Annotated in this window: 20 protein-coding genes, 1 tRNA gene and 1 riboswitch; of the genes, 13 read left to right on the plus strand and 8 right to left on the minus strand. The window is 63.7% G+C overall.

Translation table 11 applies throughout. The features are described 5' to 3' along the window. Window positions 1–393 precede the first annotated feature (393 nt). Window positions 394–1,260, minus strand: a complete 867-nt coding sequence (locus BACI9J_RS17475) for a winged helix-turn-helix domain-containing protein (RefSeq protein WP_159735484.1) — start codon at window positions 1,258–1,260, stop codon at window positions 394–396. A 642-nt stretch (window positions 1,261–1,902) separates the two neighbouring features. Between BACI9J_RS17475 and BACI9J_RS17480 the strand changes: the two genes are divergently transcribed. The 5 genes from BACI9J_RS17480 to BACI9J_RS17500 all read left to right on the plus strand — a co-directional run bounded on the left by BACI9J_RS17480 (window position 1,903) and on the right by BACI9J_RS17500 (window position 7,455). Beyond that, entirely contained in the window at window positions 1,903–2,643 is a 741-nt protein-coding gene (locus BACI9J_RS17480) for a response regulator transcription factor (protein WP_159735485.1), read from the plus strand. Between the two features lie 21 nt (window positions 2,644–2,664). Further along, window positions 2,665–4,164, plus strand: coding sequence for a sensor histidine kinase (locus BACI9J_RS17485; RefSeq protein ID WP_159736534.1), 1,500 nt, complete (start codon window positions 2,665–2,667; stop codon window positions 4,162–4,164). A 133-nt stretch (window positions 4,165–4,297) separates the two neighbouring features. Further along, window positions 4,298–4,458, plus strand: a riboswitch (cyclic di-AMP (ydaO/yuaA leader). A gap of 3 nt (window positions 4,459–4,461) precedes the next feature. Further along, complete coding sequence (locus BACI9J_RS17490) at window positions 4,462–5,325, plus strand: hypothetical protein (protein ID WP_159735486.1); 864 nt, start codon at window positions 4,462–4,464, stop codon at window positions 5,323–5,325. Between the two features lie 188 nt (window positions 5,326–5,513). Next, window positions 5,514–6,671 (plus strand): dolichyl-phosphate beta-glucosyltransferase, encoded by a 1,158-nt coding sequence (locus BACI9J_RS17495; protein ID WP_159735487.1) that lies wholly within the window; start codon window positions 5,514–5,516, stop codon window positions 6,669–6,671. Between the two features lie 28 nt (window positions 6,672–6,699). Continuing rightward, window positions 6,700–7,455, plus strand: coding sequence for a MerR family transcriptional regulator (locus BACI9J_RS17500; protein WP_159735488.1), 756 nt, complete (start codon window positions 6,700–6,702; stop codon window positions 7,453–7,455). 26 nt (window positions 7,456–7,481) lie between these two features. On the opposite strand, the gene BACI9J_RS17505 is transcribed toward BACI9J_RS17500, so the two are convergent. The 4 genes from BACI9J_RS17505 to upp are packed head-to-tail and all read right to left on the minus strand — an operon-like array spanning window position 7,482 to window position 10,705. Next, entirely contained in the window at window positions 7,482–8,873 is a 1,392-nt protein-coding gene (locus tag BACI9J_RS17505) for a pyridoxal phosphate-dependent decarboxylase family protein (protein WP_159735489.1), read from the minus strand. Between the two features lie 55 nt (window positions 8,874–8,928). Beyond that, window positions 8,929–9,600, minus strand: a complete 672-nt coding sequence (locus BACI9J_RS17510) for an HAD-IA family hydrolase (protein ID WP_159735490.1) — start codon at window positions 9,598–9,600, stop codon at window positions 8,929–8,931. Between the two features lie 45 nt (window positions 9,601–9,645). Beyond that, window positions 9,646–10,023 (minus strand): VOC family protein, encoded by a 378-nt coding sequence (locus BACI9J_RS17515; RefSeq protein ID WP_159735491.1) that lies wholly within the window; start codon window positions 10,021–10,023, stop codon window positions 9,646–9,648. A 46-nt stretch (window positions 10,024–10,069) separates the two neighbouring features. Beyond that, a complete protein-coding gene (upp, locus tag BACI9J_RS17520) occupies window positions 10,070–10,705 on the minus strand; it encodes a uracil phosphoribosyltransferase (protein WP_017198151.1) in 636 nt (211 codons plus the stop codon). A gap of 22 nt (window positions 10,706–10,727) precedes the next feature. Between upp and BACI9J_RS17525 the strand changes: the two genes are divergently transcribed. After that, window positions 10,728–11,264 carry a nucleoside deaminase gene (locus BACI9J_RS17525; protein ID WP_159735492.1) on the plus strand — a complete coding sequence of 179 codons (537 nt, stop codon included), beginning with the start codon at window positions 10,728–10,730 and terminating at the stop codon, window positions 11,262–11,264. 34 nt (window positions 11,265–11,298) lie between these two features. On the opposite strand, the gene BACI9J_RS17530 is transcribed toward BACI9J_RS17525, so the two are convergent. The 3 genes from BACI9J_RS17530 to BACI9J_RS17540 are packed head-to-tail and all read right to left on the minus strand — an operon-like array spanning window position 11,299 to window position 13,710. Next, window positions 11,299–12,300: a glycosyltransferase family 4 protein gene (locus BACI9J_RS17530; protein ID WP_201296609.1), complete on the minus strand. Its 1,002-nt coding sequence runs from the start codon at window positions 12,298–12,300 to the stop codon at window positions 11,299–11,301. Beyond that, window positions 12,301–12,699, minus strand: coding sequence for a 6-pyruvoyl trahydropterin synthase family protein (locus tag BACI9J_RS17535; protein WP_159735493.1), 399 nt, complete (start codon window positions 12,697–12,699; stop codon window positions 12,301–12,303). It abuts the gene before it with no gap. A 3-nt stretch (window positions 12,700–12,702) separates the two neighbouring features. Beyond that, complete coding sequence (locus tag BACI9J_RS17540) at window positions 12,703–13,710, minus strand: zinc-dependent alcohol dehydrogenase (protein WP_159735494.1); 1,008 nt, start codon at window positions 13,708–13,710, stop codon at window positions 12,703–12,705. Window positions 13,711–13,837: 127 nt separating this feature from the next. On the opposite strand from BACI9J_RS17540, the gene BACI9J_RS17545 reads away from it, so the two are divergent. From BACI9J_RS17545 to BACI9J_RS17575, 7 genes are all read left to right on the plus strand, one after another. Beyond that, window positions 13,838–13,927, plus strand: a tRNA-Ser gene (locus BACI9J_RS17545). 144 nt (window positions 13,928–14,071) lie between these two features. After that, complete coding sequence (locus BACI9J_RS17550) at window positions 14,072–14,620, plus strand: SRPBCC family protein (RefSeq protein ID WP_159735495.1); 549 nt, start codon at window positions 14,072–14,074, stop codon at window positions 14,618–14,620. Between the two features lie 100 nt (window positions 14,621–14,720). Further along, complete coding sequence (locus BACI9J_RS17555; protein ID WP_159735496.1) at window positions 14,721–15,341, plus strand: hypothetical protein; 621 nt, start codon at window positions 14,721–14,723, stop codon at window positions 15,339–15,341. A 124-nt stretch (window positions 15,342–15,465) separates the two neighbouring features. Further along, window positions 15,466–16,200, plus strand: coding sequence for a YcnI family copper-binding membrane protein (locus BACI9J_RS17560; protein ID WP_159735497.1), 735 nt, complete (start codon window positions 15,466–15,468; stop codon window positions 16,198–16,200). A gap of 105 nt (window positions 16,201–16,305) precedes the next feature. Next, a complete protein-coding gene (locus BACI9J_RS17565) occupies window positions 16,306–16,962 on the plus strand; it encodes a DUF4232 domain-containing protein (RefSeq protein WP_201296610.1) in 657 nt (218 codons plus the stop codon). A 55-nt stretch (window positions 16,963–17,017) separates the two neighbouring features. Next, window positions 17,018–21,955, plus strand: a complete 4,938-nt coding sequence (locus BACI9J_RS17570; RefSeq protein ID WP_159735498.1) for an ATP-dependent helicase — start codon at window positions 17,018–17,020, stop codon at window positions 21,953–21,955. Continuing rightward, a complete protein-coding gene (locus BACI9J_RS17575) occupies window positions 21,948–22,778 on the plus strand; it encodes a DNA-formamidopyrimidine glycosylase family protein (RefSeq protein ID WP_159735499.1) in 831 nt (276 codons plus the stop codon). Before BACI9J_RS17570 ends, BACI9J_RS17575 begins: the two co-directional genes overlap by 8 nt. The last annotated feature ends 172 nt before the right edge of the window (window positions 22,779–22,950 follow it).

A 22,950-nucleotide genomic window follows, 5' to 3' on the forward strand; every position in this document is an offset into this window, starting at 1 on the left:
CTGATGCGGTTGTCTCAGGGCTGGCGGCGAATCAAACAGGGTCAGGACCCCACGCACGCCGGTCCCCCGTCACCAACTTTGAACCCCAGCCCCCGGGACACACCGAGGCAGCAGGCGTGTCGGGATGCATCCCCGGCCAATGTAGGTGACAGCCGCACACGCGAACACCATGGCCCCTCAGGCGCGTAGGTCAATCCCCTTCGAAGGGACGGGGAAAACTCCGACGGCGGGCGGTCGCTGCAGCGCAGCGGGACATCCCGACAGCGCCGTTGTCGCGCGAAGAATGAGCGCAGGCGCAAAGGGATCGTCCCGCGAAAGCTGCAGCACCACTGGATCACCCCCGCGATAGCGAAAGCGCCCGCCCTTAAGGACGAGCGCTTTCGGCTGCAGTGCTTAGATCGAGTATTCCGGAGCGGCCCAGACTATAACTTCGGGGTGCTCGTAGAAGCGGTAGCCCTGGCCGCGGACGGTGCGGACGGTGTTGGCGAGGCGGCCGAGCTTGGAGCGGAGACGGCGGATGTGGACGTCGATGGTGCGCTCGTTGGGCACTTCTTCGGCGTTGCGCCACAGGCCCTCAAGCAATTCGTCGCGGCCCACGGTGCGGGTGCCGTTTTCGACGAGGTAGTTGAGGAGCTCGAATTCCTTGAACGTGAGGTTCAGGGATTCGCCGTCGAGGTGCACTTCGCGTCGGGCGAGGTCGATCAGCACGCCGGAGGGGCGGGATTCCTGCTGGGGCGTCGGGCGGGCAGCTTCGGTGCGCTGGCGTGCGGCAACGGTGGGGTCGCCGAAGGTGGAACGCACGACGTCGAGTGCGGACCCGGGTGCCCCGGCCGGGGCAACTGCGACGGCGGCGTAGCTCTCCGCGCCGGTGACGAGGGACTGGGCGTAGGCCCGGATTTCCTGGGCGAGCTTGGCAATGGACGTTCCTGCAGCAGCTGCGGTGTCTTCGTCAATGCCCATGTAGAGGACAAATCCGCGGGCCACATTGTCGTTGGCCACGGGCCTGAGCTTGTCCGATTGGGCAATCACAGGGGTGGGGGCAGTCATGGGAGCCGGCTCTGCAGTGGGGACTGCGCGCAACTGACCATAGGAGTTGGGGTTGTAGCCCTGCGGCACGTAACCGGGGGCCTGCTGACCTGCCCCTTGGGGAGCCGGAGAGTAGCCGGGTCGGTTACCGAAGCCGGGACGAAGCCCTGCGTTGGACGCAGCCTTGTTGGCGTTACGGACGGAAATGTGGACGTATCCAGATGCAACTGACATGGAGTGCTTACCTCAAAAGTGAATAGCCGTCATCGCGGCTTCGAATGCTGGTTGTCCCCGCAATGAGTTTGGGGAGGGGCGCCCAACGCTGGGCTAGGGGGCGAATGCCTGAAACTTCTTGGGGTGGAAAGTTAGGCTTGCATTCGACAACAGCGGTCATCATGGCCAGCGGGTGCGCTGGGCCAGGTTGCTGCGGCTGCAGGTGCTGTTGAGTTCTTGTTCACATTGGAAGTGTGCAACGTAACAATGGCAACACGCAAGTAACAAAGCGCCGAACCGTCCACATTTTGAGACACAGAGGTCTATTGTGCTGCAAATCACAATTCAGCCGAGTGCATAAATGAATGCCATTTCATTCGGCCTAAGCCAGAAATATACGTTATACAGTGAATTTTCTTCGGCGATTAGGGCATGATGTGCATCGCCGTTCCCCCGAACCGCCGCACCGCGGAATCTCAGGATCTGAAACAGTTGCTGTCCAATCGCAGGGAGCCTTACCCGACAATTTTTTCAGAAAAATCTGCTACAAGCTGTAGAAACAGCTCATCAGAGCGAAAATAGGGTGAAAGCTAGTGTTGAGTTCACAGCGTCCTCACAGGACCGGCAAAGCGCTGGCAAACCAGCAGAACGGAGAGTTGTCCCATGGCCTCCTCGCACTCCATGACCCACAATCTCCCCCAGCTCTCTCATCCGGACGGTTCCCCGATCCGCGCCCTGGTGGTTGATGACGAACCCAGCCTCGCTGAGCTCATGAGCATGGGCCTGCGGATGGCGGGATGGTCCGTAGCCGTGGCCGGTGACGGACCTGAAGCAGTGAAGCTTGCCAAGGATTTCCGTCCGGACGTGCTGGTCCTGGACGTCATGCTCCCCGGCTTCGACGGCGTGGAGGTCCTCAATCGTATTCGTACCTTCGCCCCTGAAGTACCCGCGCTGTTCCTCACGGCCAAGGACGCCGTCCAGGACCGAATCGTGGGGCTGGCTGCCGGTGGTGACGACTACGTGACCAAGCCTTTCAGCATGGAGGAAGTCCTCCTTCGCCTACACCGTCTGATCCAGCGTTCCGGGGTGGCTGCCATGGACACCGCGGAGCTTGTGGTGGGCGATCTCACCCTGAACGTGGACACCCGGGAAGTCACCCGGGCCGGCCAGGACATCCCGCTCACTGCGACGCAGTTCGAGCTTTTGCGCTACCTCATGGAGAACCCCAAACGCGTGGTCAGCAAGGCCCAGATCCTTGACCGCGTGTGGGACTACGACTTCGGTGGCCAGGCCAACATTGTGGAGCTTTACATTTCCTACCTGCGCAAGAAGATTGAAGCCAACCATCCGCCCATGATCCACACCATCCGTGGGGCCGGATACGTCATCAAGCCAGCGGACTAGGCGTTGAGCACACTTTCAGGAGTGGCCAAGCGCTCGGGTGTTGCCGGGAAAGCGGATCGCAGCTGGCTGAACCCTTCCACCTGGCACTTGCGCACCCGCTTGGTCCTCGTAGCCATGGCCCTGCTGGTAGCCATCTGTGGAGCAATCGGGATTGTCAGCTACGCCTCCATGGACATGGTCTTCAACAAACAGCTGGACATGCAGTTAGAGCAGGCCTCCAGCCGGGCCACTAACTTCGGCAGGCCGCCGTCGAACTTTCCTTCCTCGCCCTCCGGAAGACCTGATCCACTGGAGGCGCGCGGTCAGGCCGCGGGAACACTGAACGCCAGGATCGACGGCTCAGAGGTAAGCAGTTCGGGCCTGATTGATGCCAAGGGCAACCGCGTCTCCCTCTCCGGCGCGGACGAACAGGTGCTCCTGGATCTCCCCAAGGACAACCGCCCCGTGGACCGTTCGCTCTCCAACGGCGACTACCGCCTGGTTGCAGTGGAAATAGCGGACGGCGACGTGATCGTGACGGGCCTTCCCCTAAAGGACAAGCAAAGCGCCGAGGCCTCACTGGTGTGGACCATGGTGCTGGTTTCCTTGGGCGGACTCGTGCTGATCGGCCTCGCGGGAACAGTGATCATCCGGCGGACCATGCGGCCGTTGGAGCAACTCTCCGAGGTGGCCACCAAAGTTTCGCGCCTCCCTCTCGACGCCGGAGAGGTGGCACTTGCGGTGCGGGTACCGCCGTCGGCCTCTCATCCTGGGACGGAAGTGGGCAGCGTTGGGCATGCTCTGAACCAGATGCTGAATAACGTCTCCAACGCGCTGGAAGCAAGGCAGGAAAGCGAGACCAAGGTCCGCCAGTTCGTCGCCGATGCCTCGCACGAACTCCGTACACCGCTCACCGCAATCCGTGGCTATACCGAGCTGCTGCGGATGACCGAGAATTTCACCGAGGACGGCAGGAAGTCGTTGGCGCGCGTGCAAAGCCAATCCGAACGCATGACCACCCTGGTGGAGGATCTGCTTCTGCTGGCACGGCTGGACGAAGGCCAACCGGTCAAAGTTGAGGACGTGGACCTCACCCAGCTGGTGATCGAGACAGTCAGCGACGAGAAAGTCATGGCACCGGACCACATTTGGCAGCTCCAGCTCCCCGATGAACCCGTCACGGTGCGCGGCGACGCGACGCAACTGCACCAGGTGCTGGCCAATCTGCTCTCCAATGCGCGCAAACACACCGACCCCGGCACCACCGTGGTCACGGGCGTCATGGTCTCTGCCGATGGCAGCGCCGTGGTCACTGTGACGGACAACGGACCGGGAATACCGGAGGATTTCCAGGGCCGGATCTTTTCCCGGTTCGCCCGCGCCGATGCCGCACGATCGGGTTCTGAGGGCACTTCCGGACTTGGCCTGTCCATTGTGGAATCCATCGTTTCCGCACATGGCGGTAGCGTGGAAGTGACTTCGCGGCCAGGACGTACGGAGTTCGCGCTTCGGCTTCCCATCGTCAGTGGCGAAGGGGCATAACGAACCGGGCAAGGCGACGCACCGGGATCGTGATCTCTGTTACCTAAATGTGACTTCTCGGGAAACCTCCTGTACCGTCGAAAGGGTGGGTCGTCCCTAGCAGGCCCACATCCGGGATGCGCCGAGCTCTGCCACTTCCCGGAGTCCGTTCTTTCTCCGAGGCAGAGACGGGGGACCCAGAGTCTCCGGACCCAGGCATATTTGCCGGTCCTTGGGGTGAAGCCGCAGCATGATGCGCGGCCGGATGACCTCATCCGAACCCGACAGCTAACTCCGCAGGCGCTGAGAGGTAATCACATGTCTGAATTTAACGATCAGACGCGCCCTTCCGCGCGTCACCGCGACGAAGATAATGCTCCGCAGAACAAGTCGCAGGCTGTCCTCAAGAACGCTGCCCGCCAAGGCAAGTCCGGCCACCGCATGTCGGTTGTAGCCGGTGTTGTAGCGGCCGCACTGGGCGTTGCATCGCTCGGAACCGCAGCAAACGCCGCACTGACCCTCCCCGAGGCGAGCCGCGTAGCCGGAACCCAGGCCGCTGCCCAGGTCAGCAACAACAAGTCAGCTGAAATCTCCGCTTCCCTGGATGCTGCCGCCACCAAGGGCGCAACTGACCGGGCTGCCGCGGACAAAGCCGCTGCTGAGAAAGCCGCAGCAGATAAGGCTGTCGCTGACCAGGCCGCTGCTGAGAAGGCCGCCGCCGATGCTGCTGCCAAGCAAGCCGCCGACGCCGCTGCCGCCCAGGCCGCTGCTGAGAAGGCCGCCGCTGACGCTGCTGCCAAGCAAGCCGCCGACGCCGCTGCTGCCGCGGCCGCTGCGGAAGCAGCAGCTGCCGCTGCCGCCCCCAAGGCCGTTGACGATCCCGCTGCTGCCAAGGCCTACGCCGCAAGCATTCTGGGCAGCTACGGCTGGAGTGCAGCTGAGATGACCGCGTTGAACACCCTGTGGGAGAAGGAATCCAACTGGAGGACTACTGCCACCAACGCTTCAAGCGGCGCCTACGGCATTGTCCAGTCCCTGCCTGCCGGCAAGATGGCCTCAGCTGGCGCTGACTGGCAGACCAACTACCAGACCCAGATCAAGTGGGGCCTGAATTACATCAAGGAGCGCTACGGATCCCCGTCGGCTGCCCTGGCCTTCCACCTGGCCAACAACTGGTACTAAGCCAGCCTGCTTGATTGCCGCGCCCGTTACCGCCCTCCGCACCAGTACCCACTGGAGCGGATAGCGGGAACGGGCGCGGCTTTTGGCGTTTCAAGGGCTTTTGCCGTTTCAAGGTGCTGCGCGCGGTTCACAGTGGTGTCACAGCTTCCGCCTAAAACCCTCATAAACGGCCGCCCCATGCTGGATACATGACGCTCACAGAGTCCCGGCCGGTACTGCACCAGCGGTTGCAGCGCTCTCCCATTGACGCCCGAATGTCCCTTCCCGTCCTGGACATCACCCTGCCCGTCTTCAACGAGGAAATCCGTCTGGAAGAGAACCTGCGAAGGCTCCACGCGCATCTCACTAGCACCTTCCCCCACACCTTCCGGATCACCGTGGCGGACAACGCCAGCACGGACAAAACCCTGAGGATCGCCGAACGCCTGGCCCGCGAACTGCCTGAACTGATGGTGGTCCGGTTCCAGCAAAGGGCCCGCGGAAACGCGCTCCGCCGGGTGTGGCTTTCCTCGCCGGCACCCGTGCTCGCCTACATGGAAGCGGACCTATCCACGGATCTGTCCGCTTTGGCTCCCCTTCTTGCTCCGCTGCTCTCAGGCCACTCGGACCTGGCAATCGGCACGCGTTTGGCCCGGACCTCGCACTCCTACCGAGGTGCCCCGAGGGAGTTCATTTCCCGCGGTTACAACGCCGTGCTGCGCACCGTCCTGGGGGCAGGTTTCTCCGATGCCCAGTCCGGCTTCAAAGCGATCCGCGCGGACGTGGCGCAGCGCCTCCTCCCCTACGTCAAGGACGATGGATGGTTTTTTGACACCGAACTCCTGGTGATCGCCGAACGCTCTGGCTTGCGCGTTCATGAGGTCCCCGTCGACTGGGCCGAGGACCCCAACTCAAGTGTCGACGTCGTACGCACTGCCTTGGCAGACCTGCGCGGCATGGCGCGCCTGACCCGCGACCTTGCCAGGGGACGCGTTCCTGTGAGCAGGCTTCGCCGGGAAATCGGCCGGGAACCAACAACGCCCCAAGCGGGCAGCCCATGGCAGGGGATTCGAGCGGTGGCCTGGACATCGGTCTATGCCGTGGTCTTCCTTCTGGTTCGCAGCTTCATGGATCCGTTGACGTCAAACCTCGCCGCCTTGGCATGCACCACTTTTGCCGCCCGACCTCCCAACCCAAGGCCGTTGACCCTGGGCCTCACACTGTTGGTGAGTAGCCTGGCGCTGGCGGTCCTGCCGCTGATCACGACGCCGGGCCGCTGGCTTGAGGTGGCTGCGCTGGCCGGGGCTTCGATCGCCGTCCATGGAGGCGGGTATCTGGCTGGTCGAAAAACAAACCCTTGCTCCTGACGCCACGTGAGGATTTAGCGTTGTTCCCATGGGATCAACGGAGAACGGAACCTGGAGCATCGGCGAGCTGGCCAAGGCCTGCGGAATCACCGTCAGGACGCTCCATCATTACGATGAGATCGGGCTGCTCACCTCAACTCAAAGGACGCCCTCCGGGCATCGCCGGTACGGGGAGCGCGAGCTTCGCCGACTGTATCGGATCAGGGCCCTTCATATGCTCGGAATTCCCCTTGCTTCCATAGCGGCTGCGTTGGAACGGTCCGCTGAGGACGATCTTGCCTCCGTGCGTGAGCTGTTGGACCGGCAACTCCGCCACGTTCAACAACACGCCCAACAGGTCCGGTCCCTTCAAGACCGGCTGGGCGAACTACTGAACCGTCTGGACGCATCCGCGATGCCCACCGCAGAACAATTCATGTCGACCTTGGAGATGATCACAGTGTTCGAAAAGCACTTCACAGCAGAACAGCGCCAACAGCTCGCCAACAAGCGCGAGGACCTGGGCGCTGAAAAGATCGAGGACGTAAAGCAGCAATGGGCGGAGCTGGTGGAGGAAGGCCTGTCCTATGTTCGCGCCGGTACATCCGTAGAGGACCCCGAAGTACAGGACTGGGTACATTCCTGGGACTCGATCGGGGAGCTGTTCCATTCGGGTGAAGAGACCAAAGCCGCAGCCCGGGCGGCGTGGCAGGAGAACAGCCACGCGATCAGTGCGGACCTGCCCTGGAGCGCCGAGGACATGCTCGGACTGATGTCCTATTTGCAGAAGGCGAGGGCGCAGTAGCCACTATATGCAGAAGGGCACCCGGTTCACGCCTCCGGTTCGGCCTCCACCGCCCCTCTCACAGCGGCGATGGAGGCTGCAACATCCCCCGCATCCGTGGTCCAGTTACTCACCGAGATGCGGAGGATTTCCCGCCCACGCCATGATGAACCGGACATCCATACGGCGCCCTCGGCCATGAGCCGCTGGGTGACCCGATGGGTTCGGTCATCGCTGCCGAAGCTCACCGAAACCTGAGTGAAGACCACGTCGTTGAGCACCTCGACACCGGGGATCGCCGCCAGTCCTTCAGCCAAGGCCCGGGCATTTGCCGCCAGGCGCTCCACCATGGAAATCACTCCGTCCCGCCCAAGTTGCCTCAGCGCAGCCCACACTGGAATTCCACGGGCACGGCGGGACATCTCAGGGACCTTCTCCAAAGGATCGCCCAACCCGGTTTCAGTGGCAATCAGATAACTCGTGTGCACGCTGAAGGCTCGCCTCAACGCTTCCGGGAGGGCCACGATTGCCAGCCCGCAGTCATACGGGACGTTCAAGGTTTTATGCGCATCGGTTGCCCACGAATCCGCGTCCTCCACACCGGCCAACCGTTCACGCAGCGTCGGGCTCACAGCGGCCCACAAGCCAAAGGCGCCATCCACGTGCACCCATGCTCCGCGATCGTGGGCTACAGCAATAGCTTCTGCCATGGGGTCAAAGGCCCCCGAATGAAGGTTGCCGGCCTGCAAGCAAACCAAGGATGGGCCCGGCTGCTGATCCATGGCCTCAGCCAGGGCGTCGGGAAGGATCCGGCCCTGGTCATCGGCGTCTACCGGAACACAGGCACCCAAGCCGAGGTATCTCAACGCCAGATCCACTGCTGCGTGCCGTTCCCGGCCTGCGAAAGTTGTAATGCGCGGCGCACCGCTGAGCCCGAGGGCCTGGAGATCCCACCCAGCCTCGTCCATCAGGTATTGGCGTCCCGCTGCAAGCCCCACGAAGTTGGCCGTGGTGGCACCGGTGGTAAATCCGACGTCGGCGGTGGCGGGCAGGTGCAGGAGGTCCAGAAGCCAGGCGGCGGCAGATTCCTCAATTGCGGCAGCGGCCGGGGTGGCGAACCGGAGGCCGTTGTTCTGGTCCCAGGCGGAGACAAGCCAATCGGCGGCCATGGCAGCGGGCAACGTTCCACCCATGACCCACCCGAAGAAGCGTCCGGACTGGATCGCCATGAGACCCGGTTCAGCCAGTGCGGCCAGCTCATCAACTACCTCGGCCGCATCAGTGGCTTCATTCGGGAGACGCGGCAGGATGGTCTTGGCCACCTGGTCTGCATCGGATGAAGGGCGGACAGAACGTGTGGGGACAGACGCCAGCCACTCACCGGCGTGGACCATGGCCCGCTCCAATGCAGCACCGTACGCCTCCGGCATCGCAGACATGCGCACAGCCTACGCCCGGTTAGTCTCTCTTGGAACAGCCTTGAGCCTGGCACAACTAGAGGGTGAGCGTCAGGAGGTGCCCGCCGTCGTCGTCCTTCACAGCCGTGACCGTCACGGCCGAGTAGTCCGGGATCCGCCACATGCCCGGCTCCAGCTCTCCGCCGGCGACGCCCACCACCACGGTCCGCATCCCGGCGGCACGGGCTGCGGCAATACCGGCAGGCGCGTCTTCGAAAACCACGACGTCGGCCGGGTCGGCTCCCAGGAGCGCCGCCGCTTTGAGGTACCCCTCCGGGTGCGGCTTGCCGCGGGTGACAGACTCCGCCGTGACCGCGGTGGACGGCATGGTGAGCCCGGCGGCCTGCATGCGGATATCGGCAAGGATCCGGTCCGCGGAGGTGACCAACGCAATGGCTTCATCAGGAAGTCCCGCCAGCAGCGCCTCCGCTCCGGGAAGGGCAATTACGCCATCGGTCCGGGATCGTTCCATCTCCCCGAGCTCAGCAGTCAAAGCGTCAAAGTCAGCGCCGGCCGGCGCGTATCGGCGAACAGTATCGCCGGCTTGGACGCCGTGGGAAGTCCTGAGGATCTCATCGAAATCCAGGCCGTAGCGTTCGGCGAACTCGAGCCATACCTGCTCAACGATCGCCGTTGAATCCACCAGGGTGCCGTCCATGTCGAAAAGGACGGCACGGACGGTTAAGACGGTTGCGGCAGGATGGCTCATGGTTCCATCCTGCCGCACGCTCATAGGGTTTTGCCGCAGTGTGACCTAGCCGTTCGGCCGCTGCGGCAGGTACTGCAGCGCCCACTTGTTGCCATCAGGGTCCGCGAAGTACACAAAGTGACCCCAGTCCTGGACGTCGATGTCGCTGACGTCCACGCCATTGGCCTTGAGCTGCTCGTGCGCCTTGTTGATATCCGCCACCACCACCTGGAGGCTTGGCGCTGTTCCGGGAGGGGCGTCGCTGAGACCCTCCCCGATGGCGATGGAGCATGCCGAACCCGGCGGTGTCAGTTGCACGAAGCGGATGCCGTCCATGGGACGTTCATCGAAATCTGCGTTGAAACCAACCTTGTTGACGTAGAAGTCCTTCGCGCGGTCGACGTCGGACACAGGGACAAACACCAGTTCAAGTTTCCAGTCCATGCGCCACAGGCTAATGGGGCGCGCCGGAAACCGGTAGGGGGCTTTCTTAACCCGCTACGCCGTAGAGGCGGTCTCCAGCGTCTCCCAGGCCGGGCACGATGTAGGACTTTTCGTTGAGCTTCTCGTCAATCGAGGCCAGGACGATCTTCACGTTGGCGTCGGAGAGCTCTTCCTCCAGCTTGGACAATCCCTCCGGAGCGGCCAGCAGGCAGATGCAGGTGACATCCGAGGCGCCGCGCTTGAAGAGGAACTTGATGGCCTCCCGAAGGGTGCCGCCGGTAGCAAGCATGGGGTCCAGGACGAAGATCTGGCGGCCGGTGAGGTCCTCGGGGAGGCGCTCGGCGTAAGTAATGATGTCCAGGGTTTCTTCGTCGCGGGCCATGCCCAAGAAGCCCACTTCGGCGGTGGGGACCAGCTTGGTCATGCCCTCCAGCATGCCAAGGCCCGCGCGCAGGATGGGGACCACCAGCGGGGTGGGCTTGGTGAAAGCCGTGCCAATGGTGGTGGTGACCGGGGTTTCAATCTCCACTGGCTGAGTCTTGACCTCGCGGGTGGCTTCGTAAGCCAGGAGGGTGACGAGTTCTTCAGTGAGTTGCCGGAAGACCGGTGAAGGGGTGTTCTTATCCCGCAGAACGGTGAGCTTGTGAGCGACCAGCGGGTGGTCCACGACGAGTGTGCGCATCCCCCAAAACTATCATTGAGACATGAGCGCCACCGAGCCGTATCACGCAGACCACATGGCCTGGATGGGCCTTGCCCTGGACGAGGCCCGGTTGGCGTTGAAAACTGACGACGTACCGATCGGCGCCGTGGTGTTGGGGCCCGACGGCGGTGTGCTGGGTTCCGGACGCAACGAACGAGAAGCGCATGGGGACCCGACCGCCCATGCTGAGTTGGTGGCCATCCGCCAGGCGGCTGCTTCCCTGCGGGAGCGCGCCCAGGCTGCGGGCGGCTCGGGTGACGGTTGGCGGCTTGAGGACTGCACCCTGGTGGTCACCCTTGAGCCCTGCGCTATGTGTGCCGGGGCAATTGTCCTGGCCCGTATCCCCCGGGTTGTGTTTGGCGCGTGGGATGAGAAGGCAGGAGCGGTGGGCTCGGTGTTCGACATCCTCCGCGAGCGCCGGCTCAATCACTGGGTAGAGGTCTACGCAGGGGTTCGCGAGGAGGAGTGCGCTGCCCTGCTCAGGGAGTTCTTCGTCTCTCACCGGCCGCCTCTTTCTCTCCCGCGAGATGGCAGTTGATGACAGTCCGGGTGCTCCGGAGTGTCATTAAATGTCATGTCGGTGGGCGTTGGACTGCCTCAAGGACGGTCGCCGCAGTGGTGTCCCAGCGCTGAAGGCCATCCCGGGCTGTGAGGGCTGCCCTGTGCCATTGATGTTGCAGCTCGGGGTTGGTGAGCCAACTCCGGAGTGCCGTTGTCAGGGTGTGGGGGTCGCTGAGGTCCAGCGCCGCGCCCGCTCCTGTGTCGCCGAGGGCTTCGACTGCCCCGGTCCCCTGCCGGACAATCACCGGGACGCCGTGGGCCAACGACTCCGTGACCACCATGCCGAACGATTCGGACTCCGATAGGAGGATGCTGAGGTCGGCTTTTTGCCACTGGGCCTCGAACTCCTGTCCCGTCAACTCACCAGTGACGTTGATGCGGTTTTCGAGCCCGTGATGCTCGACGGCGGCCCTCACCTCGGCTGCGTACGCCGGGTCAGCGTCGTCCGAGCCGACCAGGGCGGCGGTCCACTTCAAGTCCGTCATACTGGCTAGGGCCTCCACCAACAGTGTCTGGCTCTTGTTGGGCAGCAACGCAGCCACGGCCACTATGTGCGGTTGCTGCGATCCGTTGGCGGGGTCTGCTTTGTCGGCCCCGGGCCTAGCAATGACGATGTTCTGCGGGCCGTGCTTTGCTCGCAGTTCCTCGGCCGCGTGGGCACTCGGGCAAATGACCCCGGTTGCCGCCGCCAACGCTTTCGCCTCAAGGTCATGGTGGTCCGCCAACGCCATGTGGGACAGGATCCACACCTGGGTTCCTTTGCTCACGGCACCGGAGACCTCCTCCGGCGCCCCACTCGCCACCAGCCCATCGGCAATCACGGTAGTGCCGCCGTCGAGCATGTCAGCGAAGCGCTGCCTGTCCGCTGGGCTCCCAACCGGCCAGTCGCCGTCGACCGTTACTATCTCAACATCCGCACCCAAAGCCGTCAGGTGTTCAGCGAGCTTGGCGTTGTACTTGTTGCCGCCGGAGCCATGCCGGACATTGCCCGGGACCAGAAAGCGGATGTGCATTTACTTGACCGGAAGCTCCAGCGAGTAACCAGCCCAGGCGTCCGGGTTTTCACGGAGGATAACGTCAATGCCGGTGAGGGCCGGGCCATCCGCGGTGTCCTGGATTTGGGCTGCCATGGCGTCGGCAATGTGCTTGGCAAGGACCTCCGTGGTGGAGAGCTTGCCCTTGAAAGCGGGGTGTTCGTCCAGGTTCTTGTAGTTCAGATCGGCGAGCACCTCCTCAAGAATGCCGCCGGCGGCACCGATGTCCAGAACGATCGCGTCGTCGTTAACATTCGGCCGTCGGAAGGTGACCTCGGCAACGAACGTGGCTCCGTGCAAACCCTGCGCAGGCCCGAAAGCTTCGCGGGGCAGGCTGTGGGCAATCATGAAGTGGCGTCGGACGGTCAAGCTGAACATGTACTAATCCTCCGGGGTGGGATAGGCGACCACGTGGCAGAAACCGCCGGGCCGTTCGAACAATTTTGTAAGCGTAGTGGGCAGGTTCCGGAACAAGCATTCGCTGGTGAGGAACGTGTCGAACAGCGGATCCTTCAGCTCGTGTGCCGCCTGCTCCAGGCGTTGGGCATTGGTTCGCCGGTGCCGCCGCGGAAGGGCGACGGCGCCCACCTGGCTGGAGCGGATATTCAGGCGGCGGGCATGGAAGTCTTCGCCGAGCGGCAGGGTGACTTCCTTGTCCGCGAACCAGGAAAGCTCTATAACGTCCGAGTCGTCACCGGCCAATTGCAGGCTCAACTTGAGGCCCTCGTTGGAAGCGGAACAGTGGAAGACGATGTCGTTATCGCTTTTTGCATCTTCTGGTTTGGCGAATTCGACGTTGATGGTTTCTGCCAGCTTTCGCTTCTCCGGATCCGCGTCCACCAGCTGCAGGCGGCCCAGCGGATACTTCCGCAGGAGCGTCGCCAGGACGCCACCCACCAGACCACCACCGACGACGGCGACCCGGTCACCCAGCCTGGGTCCGGCTTCCCACAGCGCATTGATGGCAACCTCAACGATTCCCGTGAGCACGGCACGACGGGCAGGGACATCTTCGGGGATCGCCGTGAGCTGACTCGTGGGGATCACGTAGAAGTCCTGATGCGGGTGCAGGCTGAAGACCGTTTTCCCCAGCCATTCTTCCGGGCCTTCTTCCACAACCCCCACGTTCAGGTAGCCGTACTTCACCGGGCCCGGGAAGTCGCCTTCCTGGTGCGGGGCCTGCATCAGGTCAGCCACACGTTCCGGGACGCGGCCCTCGTGCACCACGCGTTCCGTGCCACGGCTGACACCTGAGTAGAGCGTCCGGACCAGGGCTTCGCCTTCTTGCCTTGGTGGCAGGGCTTCCGGGCGCAGCTCCCCATCGCCGGTCTCGGTGACCCAGTAGGCCCGGGCTTCATGTTCTTGTTCGTGTTCCTGCGAAATCGTCATGGTAATTATGAATCTATCGTTGGGTCGCTGCGGACGGAAGTTGGCTGTGTTTTTGCTGGTTCTTCCCGTTGGTCCGCGGGGCCTCGTTTTGGGGAACCGGGCTCAACTCCGGTACCCTATTTCAGTTGGTGACGTGTCCGAGCGGCCGAAGGTGCAACACTCGAAATGTTGTTTGGTGTAAAAGCCAACGTGGGTTCAAATCCCACCGTCACCGCCAATGAGAAAGGCCCTGCCTCCCTTTGTTTATGAGGGAAGCAGGGCCTTTTCTTATGTGAGAGCTAACCCTTCGGCGAAGGCAGGCGTAGATTGATCCCGGGTGCCGTGAGACATCCTCGAAACCCGCTGGACCGCGGAGGCAACAATGGCCAAGCAAAAAGCCAAGAGCACGGACTACGCGTTCGTCACTATCTGGCGTGTGGCAGGCACCCGCGAAGAGGTGCTGGATATCCTCGGCGATGCAAGCACTCTCAGGCGGTGGTGGCCCTCCGTTTACCTCCGAGTGACGCCAGTAGCCCCAGGCGGCCCGGATGGCGTGGGCGCCACTTTCGATCTCCATACCAAGGGCTGGCTCCCCTACACACTCAAGTGGCGGCTCAACGTCACAGAACCGGTAACCCTCGACGGCTTCGCGCTCACCGCTGAAGGGGACCTCGACGGCACAGGCCGATGGACCTTTGAGACCGACGGACCCGAAGTTGTTATCACCTACGACTGGCGGGTCAGTGCCTCCAAGCCCTTGCTTCGCCGCCTGAGTTGGCTGCTTAAGCCAGCATTCTCCGCCAATCATCACTGGGCCATGGCCCGCGGCGAGGAGAGCCTGAAACTTGAGCTCCGCCGTCGGCGTTCCGGATCCGCCACGAACATCCCCGAGCCGCCAAAACCAACGTTCGTCCGCTCTCCAAGGGGCTAAACCGAGCTTTCCACATAAGCACCCATCCGGGTCCTGCATGGCACCGAACTCCCGATAGAATCAAGACGCCAACAAGAGCAACAGAAGTAAGGGAGGACCCGTGCGCACATCGCAGTCCCGGGCACCCTTCCATGCGTTGCGGTCGGGCCTAATTTCCTTCGTTGTGGTTCTGCTCGCTGCAGCAGCCCACGTTGTAGGTGGCGGAGAACTTCCCACTGCACCCGTTCTATTGGCTCTCGTTGCACTGACTGCCCTGGCTGCCACGCTCGCCACACGGTTCAAGCTGAACCTTGTCACTATGGCAGGGCTCTTGGGCGCAGGACAGGTGGCGCTCCACGAAGCTTTCACGGCTTTGAGCCCCATTACGGCCAATGCGCAGGGAACGAACCACCACCTCGGCGCTGAAGCGTTCAACCCCGGGTTGGATATCGCAGCGTCGCACACCCATGAGCTCGGTACGACCTTCGGTGCCATGATGTTTGTTGGCCACGTGATCGCCACCCTTGCTTCTGCGGTTGTGCTTGCCAAAGGCGAGGATGCCCTGTGGCAACTTGCTGCGTGGCTGCGGCCGCTGCTCGCCCTGCCCACCTTGGTGTTCAGGCCCGACGCCGGCGCCTCGCCTGTCGGAGCAGGCGCACCCAAGGTCTTCATCCCCCACCCCTGGCGGAACTTGAGGCAAGACAGCCGACGCGGCCCGCCCGCCGTCGTCGTACTTGTCTAGTTCCGCCCGGCACCTTCTGCGCGCAACAATTTACGCGCTGCAACAGCACAGCATTTGCATGGTGACGGGCTTCAAACCCGTATCCCGCGCCGCAAAATACCGGCGCCCCCGAAAGGCACTTCCCATGAAATCCTCGATTCGCCGCACCCTCTCCGCTACCGCAGTCGCTGGTGGAACAGCCGCCCTGATGATGGCTGGTATCGCCGGAGCATCGGCCCACGTCGGCGTCGCCCCGGACAAGACAGCAGCAAGCTCCTACGCGCTGTTGACGTTCGGCATTCCTCACGGCTGCGACACTTTCGGCACCACCAAAGTGGCCATCTCCCTGCCCGAGGAACTGAATGACGCCCAGCCCACCGTCAATCCCAACTGGACGGTAGAGAAGGTCACCGAGACCCTCGCAGAGCCCAAGAAACTGGACGACGGAACCACCATCACCAAACGCACAAGCCAGATTGTGTACACGGCCAAGGCGCCGTTGGATCCGCACCTGCGTGACGCCCTTGTGCTGTCAGTCAAACTGCCGGACGCAGCGGGCAAGACCATCTACTTCCCCACGCTGCAGACGTGCGAGCAGGGCCAGACTGACTGGTCCGAGATCGCCAAGGAGGGCCAGGACCCGCACGATCTCAAGGCTCCGGCGCCGTCGATCACCATCACTCCGGCCGACGCTGAAGGTGATCACCATGCTGCAGCTACAGAATCCACCGAGCAGGCCTCCGCTGTAACCGACGACGGCTCGCAGGCGCGTAGCTGGGCCGGTCTGATCGCAGGCATTGCTGGTTTGGGGCTGGGCGGCGCCGCGTTCTTCCGCAGCCGCTCCTCCAAGCCTGCTGTGGCCAAGGCTGACACCAAGTAATTTGCCACAGGATCGGCGCCCGGAAGATCACAATCCGGGCGCCAATCCGAGCTCTTAGCCGTGGCTGAATTGACTCCGATCTTGGCCGGGGCAAGGCTGGTGCCCATGTGGACTCAGCGCATCAAAACCGGACTTGTGACGACGACGGCAGCCGCTGCGCTGCTCCTTCTTGCTGCTTGCGGGCCGAGCCCCAGCCCCTCGGGAACCAGCAGTGCCCCGCCAACCTCGTCGACGCCGTCGGCCTCAACTCCGTCGGCCTCAGCGACGTCCAACCCGCCTTCCCCAACGGCGACTTCGGCGCCATCCCCCTCAGCTACAGCAACGTCCGCTGCGCCCGCAGCACCGGCGCTGTGCAAGGCGGCCTCCCTCACTGCAGCAACTGACGCGACCGGCGGCGGTGCGGCCGGCAGCATCTATGAGAAGTTGATCCTGACCAACTCCGGCAGCGCCCCCTGCATCCTGGAGGGCTTCGCGGGAGTCTCCCTGACGGCCGACGCCAACGGTGAACCGATCGGCGAACCTGCTACCCGCGAGACCACAACTCCTGTGACCAAAATCGAGCTGGCTCCGGGGAAGTCGGCGTGGGCCGAAATCCGTTACACCCAAGCCGGCAACTACGGCGACTGCACCAAAGCCCCCGCCGCTGGTTTCCGGATCTACCCGCCGAACGATACTGCGTCACTGTTCATCCCGGAGCCCCACGATGCGTGCAGTAACGCCGGCATCAAGCTCCTGACCATCACGGCTTTCCAGGCGGTCTGACCGTCGTCCCACGGCTCCGGCTTATTCTGTCGGAGCCGTGAGGCATGATGGAGTGATGCAGGAGCCGCAGGCGTCGGATGGCGCCATCAGCCGTTTCAGCCAGGCAACCAGGGAATGGTTCCTCGGCGCTTTTTCCGAGCCCACGCCAGCACAGGATGGCGCCTGGAATGCGATCTCCTCAGGCTCCCATGCCCTGGTAGTTGCACCTACGGGTTCGGGCAAAACCCTCGCTGCTTTTCTTTGGGCCCTCGACCGCTTGCATTCCACGCCCAGCGACACCCTGCCAGGTCTTGAGACTGTCCCGGCCAACGGCAAGGGCCGGGCAAAGCGGCCCAAAACCAAAACGCGCGTCCTCTACATCTCGCCGTTGAAGGCGCTGGGTGTGGATGTGGAGCGGAACCTCCGCGCACCCCTGATCGGCATCACCCAAACTGCCAAACGTTTGGGGCTCCCCGCACCACTGGTGACGGTGGGCGTCCGTTCAGGAGATACGACGGCGGCGGATCGCCGCACGCTGTTGACCAACCCGCCGGACATCCTCATCACCACTCCGGAATCCCTGTTCCTCATGCTGACGTCCCGTGCCCGGGAAACGCTCAGCGAAGTGGACACCATCATCATCGATGAAGTGCATGCTGTAGCCGGCACCAAGCGCGGGGCGCACCTGGCCGTCTCCTTGGAGCGTCTGGATGCCCTGCTACCGAAGCCTGCCCAGAGAATCGGGCTCTCCGCCACCGTCCAGCCGCGCGAGCTCGTGGCCCAATTCCTGGCCGGCCAGGCTCCGGTGGAAATCGTGGCTCCGCCATCCAAGAAGAACTGGAACCTCACAGTCACGGTCCCTGTGGAGGACATGTCGGACCTGCAAGGTGCTGCCGGCGCGTTCGACTCCGGGCCGGCATCCGGCCTTCAGCCCCAGGCGTCCATTTGGCCGCATGTGGAGGAGCAGATTGTGGATCTGGTCCTGTCCAAGCAGTCCACCATTGTCTTCGCCAATTCCCGTCGGCTTGCTGAACGCCTCACAGCCCGGCTGAATGAGATCTACGCCGAACGCCAGCTGATGGCAGTGGGCGGCAGCGAGTGGGCTGGTCCCGAGTCCGCGCCCGGGGCGAATCCCGGTATTCCGGCCTCCACTGCCACTCCGGCGCACATGATGGCCCAAGCCGGCAGTACCAGTGGCGCCGATCCCGTGCTGGCCCGGGCCCACCACGGCTCGGTTTCCAAAGACCAACGGGCCATGATCGAGGACGACCTCAAGTCCGGCAGGCTCCGCTGCGTGGTGGCAACATCATCCCTGGAACTCGGCATTGATATGGGTGCCGTGGATCTGGTGGTCCAGGTGGAGTCTCCCCCATCGGTGGCCAGTGGCCTGCAGCGCGTAGGGCGTGCCGGGCACCAGGTTGGCGAGATCTCAGAGGGCGTCCTCTTCCCCAAGCACCGGGCTGATCTTCTCCACACCAGTGTCACCGTTGAACGCATGCTGAGCGGGCAGATTGAGCGCCTGAGCATCCCGGCCAATCCGCTCGATATCCTTGCCCAGCAAACAGTGGCCGCTACCGCTTTGGGCAGCATAGATGTTGAGGACTGGTTCAGCACTGTCCGCAGGTCAGCGCCCTTTGCGAGCTTGCCGCGCTCGGCATTCGAAGCCACCCTTGACCTCTTGGCCGGCAGATATCCTTCGGACGAATTCGCCGAGCTGAGGCCCCGAATCATTTGGGACCGGCACGCCGGAACCATTGAAGGCAGGCCCGGAGCCCAACGCCTCGCCGTCACCTCCGGTGGAACCATCCCTGACCGGGGCCTGTTTGGCGTGTACATCATCGGCACGGAAGTCGAGGGTTCGGCTTCTCCTGCCAGCGCAGACGGCTCCGAACCCACGGCTTCCGCGCGCGCGGCCAAGGGAGGACGCCGCGTTGGCGAGCTCGACGAAGAGATGGTTTATGAATCCCGGGTGGGAGACGTTTTCGCGCTCGGTGCCACCAGTTGGAAGATCGAGGACATCACCCACGATCGAGTCCTGGTCTCCCCCGCGTTTGGCCAACCCGGCAAGCTTCCCTTTTGGAAGGGCGACTCCCTCGGCAGGCCCGTGGATCTGGGCCGCGCACTGGGTGCCTTCATCCGTGAACTCTCGGCCGCAGATGAAGCCCCGGCCATGGAACGCTGCCAAGCCAGCGGGCTGGATGCCTTCGCCGCAAGCAACCTGATCCAGTACCTCAGGGAGCAGAAGGAAGCCACGGAGATTGTTCCCAGCGATCGAACCCTGGTGGTGGAACGGTTCCACGACGAACTCGGTGACTGGCGCGTAGTCCTCCACAGCCCCTTCGGCATGCCGGTCCACGCCCCGTGGGCACTTGCCGTGGGTCAACGCCTGCAGCAGCGTTATGGTTTGGACGGATCGGCCATGGCAGCCGACGACGGCATTGTGCTGCGGGTGCCCATGATGGAAGATGAGCCGCCCGGGGCCGAGCTTTTCCTCTTCGACCCCGAGGAACTCGAACAAATCGTCACCGCTGAGGTGGGCGGCAGCGCACTGTTCGCTTCGCGGTTCCGCGAATGTGCTGCCCGCGCTTTGCTTCTCCCCCGGCAGAACCCTGCCAAGCGTCAGCCTTTGTGGCAGCAACGCCAACGCTCAGCCCAATTGCTGGATGTCGCCCGGAAGTATCCCTCCTTCCCCATCGTGCTCGAAACAGTGCGCGAATGCTTGCAGGATGTTTACGATCTCCCCGCGCTCAAAGACATTGCGGCATCCGTGGAACGCAGGGAGCTCAGGATCGTGGAAACCACCACGCAGCAGCCCTCCCCCTTTGCGAAGTCGCTGCTGTTCGGGTACGTGGCTCAGTTCCTTTACGAGGGCGACTCCCCCTTGGCGGAGCGCCGGGCTGCCGCGTTGGCCCTGGACTCCACGCTCCTTAACGAACTCCTGGGCCGCGTGGAACTGCGCGAACTTCTGGATGCCGAGGTCATCGACTCAACGGAATTGGAGCTGCAGCGCCTTAGACCGGACCGACGTGTCCGTGGCATGGAAGGCGTGGCGGATCTTCTGCGGCTGCTGGGCCCGCTCAACGTTGAGGAAGTGGCGGAACGTCTGCAAGGCCTCGATCAAACTGGGGATGTGGAACACTTCGAGGAAACCGCGCCTGCTTCTCATGGCAGCGCAGCCGACGCCGGGGCCCACCTCGCGGCATTGCAGAAAGCCAACCGCGCATTGAAGGTAACCATCGGCGGCGTCGAGCGTTTTGCTGCCATTGAGGACGCTGCCCGGCTCCGCGACGCAATCGGCGTTCCCCTGCCCATGGGTGTGCCCCTGGCTTTCATTGAGCCTGTCACCGATCCTTTGGGCGACCTCGTTTCCCGGTACGCCCGCACCCACGGTCCCTTTACGGCCGCTGAAGCCGCGGCCAGGCTGGGGCTTGGTGTCGCAGTGGTCAATACGGCCTTGAAACGACTCGCAGACGACGGTCGCGTGGTGGAAGGCGAATTCAGGCCCCACGCCGTGGCAGAGCAGCCCGCGGAACCAGCCAACGCAGAGCTCATGACCGTAGACGCCCCGCCCTCCAGCGAGTGGTGCGACGCCGAGGTGCTCCGGAAACTGAGGCGTCGTTCGCTCGCGGCACTGCGCGCCGAAGTGGAGCCCGTGGACACGGCCGCCTATGGCCGGTTCCTGCCTGCTTGGCAGAACGTGACTGCGCCGGGCAAGTCCCGAAGCCAGGCATTGCGGGGGCTGGACGGCATCATCACGGCAGTGGACCAGCTGTCCGGCGTGCCCATCCCGGCATCCGCATGGGAACCCCTGGTTCTTGCAAGTAGAGTCGCGGACTACAAACCGGCCATGCTGGATGAACTCATGGCAGCCGGTGAACTCCTCTGGTCCGGGGCAGGGTCCCTCCCCGGAAACGACGGGTGGATCAGCCTCCACGTGGCCGATTCCGCCGAGCTGACGCTCAACCCGGACCCCGAGTTCGAGCCCGGCGATGCCCAGCAACGGCTCCTGGAACACTTCAGCGCCGGTGGTGGCTACTTCTTCCGGCAACTCACGGACGTGGCCGGCGGCATGGATGCGGTGTTGAGTGACGATGCCGTGGTCTCCGCACTGTGGGACCTTGTGTGGGCCGGCCGCGTGACCGGCGATACTTTCGCTCCCGTGCGGGCCATGATCGCTGGCGGGAAGACCGCGCACCGGCAGGTGGCCAAGGCTCCCAGGGCCCGGGCGCCTCGCATGAGCCGGCTGGGCCGTTCCCACGGGACGGGATTGTTGGGCTCCCCCGGGCTAACGGGTGGCCGCTACGGTTCGGTGACAGGCGGCATTGCTGCTGCGCCGCCGTCGGCAGTGGGCCGCTGGTCCGCGCTCCCCGCGCCGGAGCTGGACCCCACCATCCACGCCCGAGGCACCGCTGAGCTCCTGCTGGACCGATACGGCGTGGTGACCCGGGGCTCGGTGATGGCAGAGAACATCATCGGAGGGTTCGGGCTCATGTACAAAGTACTTGCCCGTTTGGAGGAGGCCGGCCGTTGCCGCCGCGGTTACTTCATTGAGCACTTGGGGGCTGCCCAGTTCGCCGTTCCCGCCACGGTGGACCGCCTCAGGTCCTTCACCGAGGACGCACGCATCTCCAAAGCCGAGCCATCCGCGCTTGCCCTTGCCGCGACTGACCCGGCCAACCCCTACGGTGCGGCCCTTCCGTGGCCTGCGCTTTCCGTCGACGCCGGGTCCGGTCACCGTCCCGGGCGCAAGGCGGGAGCATTGGTGGTGATGGTCGACGGCGCGTTGGTCCTTTACGTCGAACGCGGCGGCAAGACCCTGCTCACCTTCAGCCAGGACGACGCCGTTCTGAGTGTTGCGGCACAGGCACTGGTGGATGTGGTGCGCCGCGGTGCTGTGGACAAACTCTTCATGGAGAAGGTCAATGGCCACGATCTCCTGGAAACTCCCATAGCTGTTGCCCTCGCGGCGGCAGGGGCCTACTCAACTCCGAAGGGACTCCGAATCCGTGCCTGAAGGCGATTCCATCTGGCGGGCCGCCTCACGCCTGAACGAGGCGTTGGCCGGGAAAACCATCAAGGCCACCGATTTCCGCGTCCCCCGCTTTGCCACCCTGAACCTTGCAGGTTGGACCCTGACCGAGGTTGTCCCCAGAGGCAAGCACCTGCTCATGCGCCTGACGGGACCTGTTGACGAGGAACCCGGCGCCAGCAGGAAACCCCGCGCCCTGACCATCCACTCCCACCTCAAGATGGAGGGGAACTGGATGATCTACCCGCCGGGTGGTCGCTGGACGAAACCCGGCCACACCGCACGGTGCGTGCTCCGCACGGACTCCGCGGACGCCGTCGGGTTCTCGCTGGGAATCCTGGAGGTGGTGCCCACAGCTGAGGAAGAGAAGATTGTGGGGCATCTTGGGCCCGACCTCCTCGGCCCTGACTGGGACGAGGAAGAGGCCTTGCGCAGGCTTCGCGCCGATCCGGACGTCACCGTGGGATTTGCCCTGTTGGACCAGCGGAAGCTTGCAGGCATCGGCAACATCTACCGGTGCGAGGCGTGTTTCCTGTCCGGTATCCACCCTTCCATGCCAGTTGGTGACGTTCCTGACCTTCCCAAGACCGTCAGGGACGCAAAACGCCTGCTCGGCGAAAACCTGGGCCCCGGCCGGCGGACCACCCTGGGCCCGCGCGCCTTGCGTCCCGGGTATTGGGTGTATGGCCGGGAACGCCAACCCTGCAGGCGCTGTGGTGCCACCATCCGCCGCGGCCTCCTGGCAGGACCGGACGGCACAGAAGAACGGGACATCTACTTCTGTCCGCGCTGCCAGCCGGCCCCCTAGGCAGATAAAGAGCCCAACAAAGAGCCCAGCAATGAGCCCTGCAGATAGCCGAACAATCGGCCGGACCCGGCCACATGTATTCCTGCCAGGTCCGGCCAACAGCCGCCGCAACGGCTGCGCGCAACCGCCGGTCCGGCCCGCTACTCCAGGAAGCTCCCCAGCCGCCCCAGCA

This window comes from Arthrobacter sp. 9V (genome assembly GCF_902506065.1).
Classification (GTDB): Bacteria; Actinomycetota; Actinomycetes; order Actinomycetales; family Micrococcaceae; genus Arthrobacter.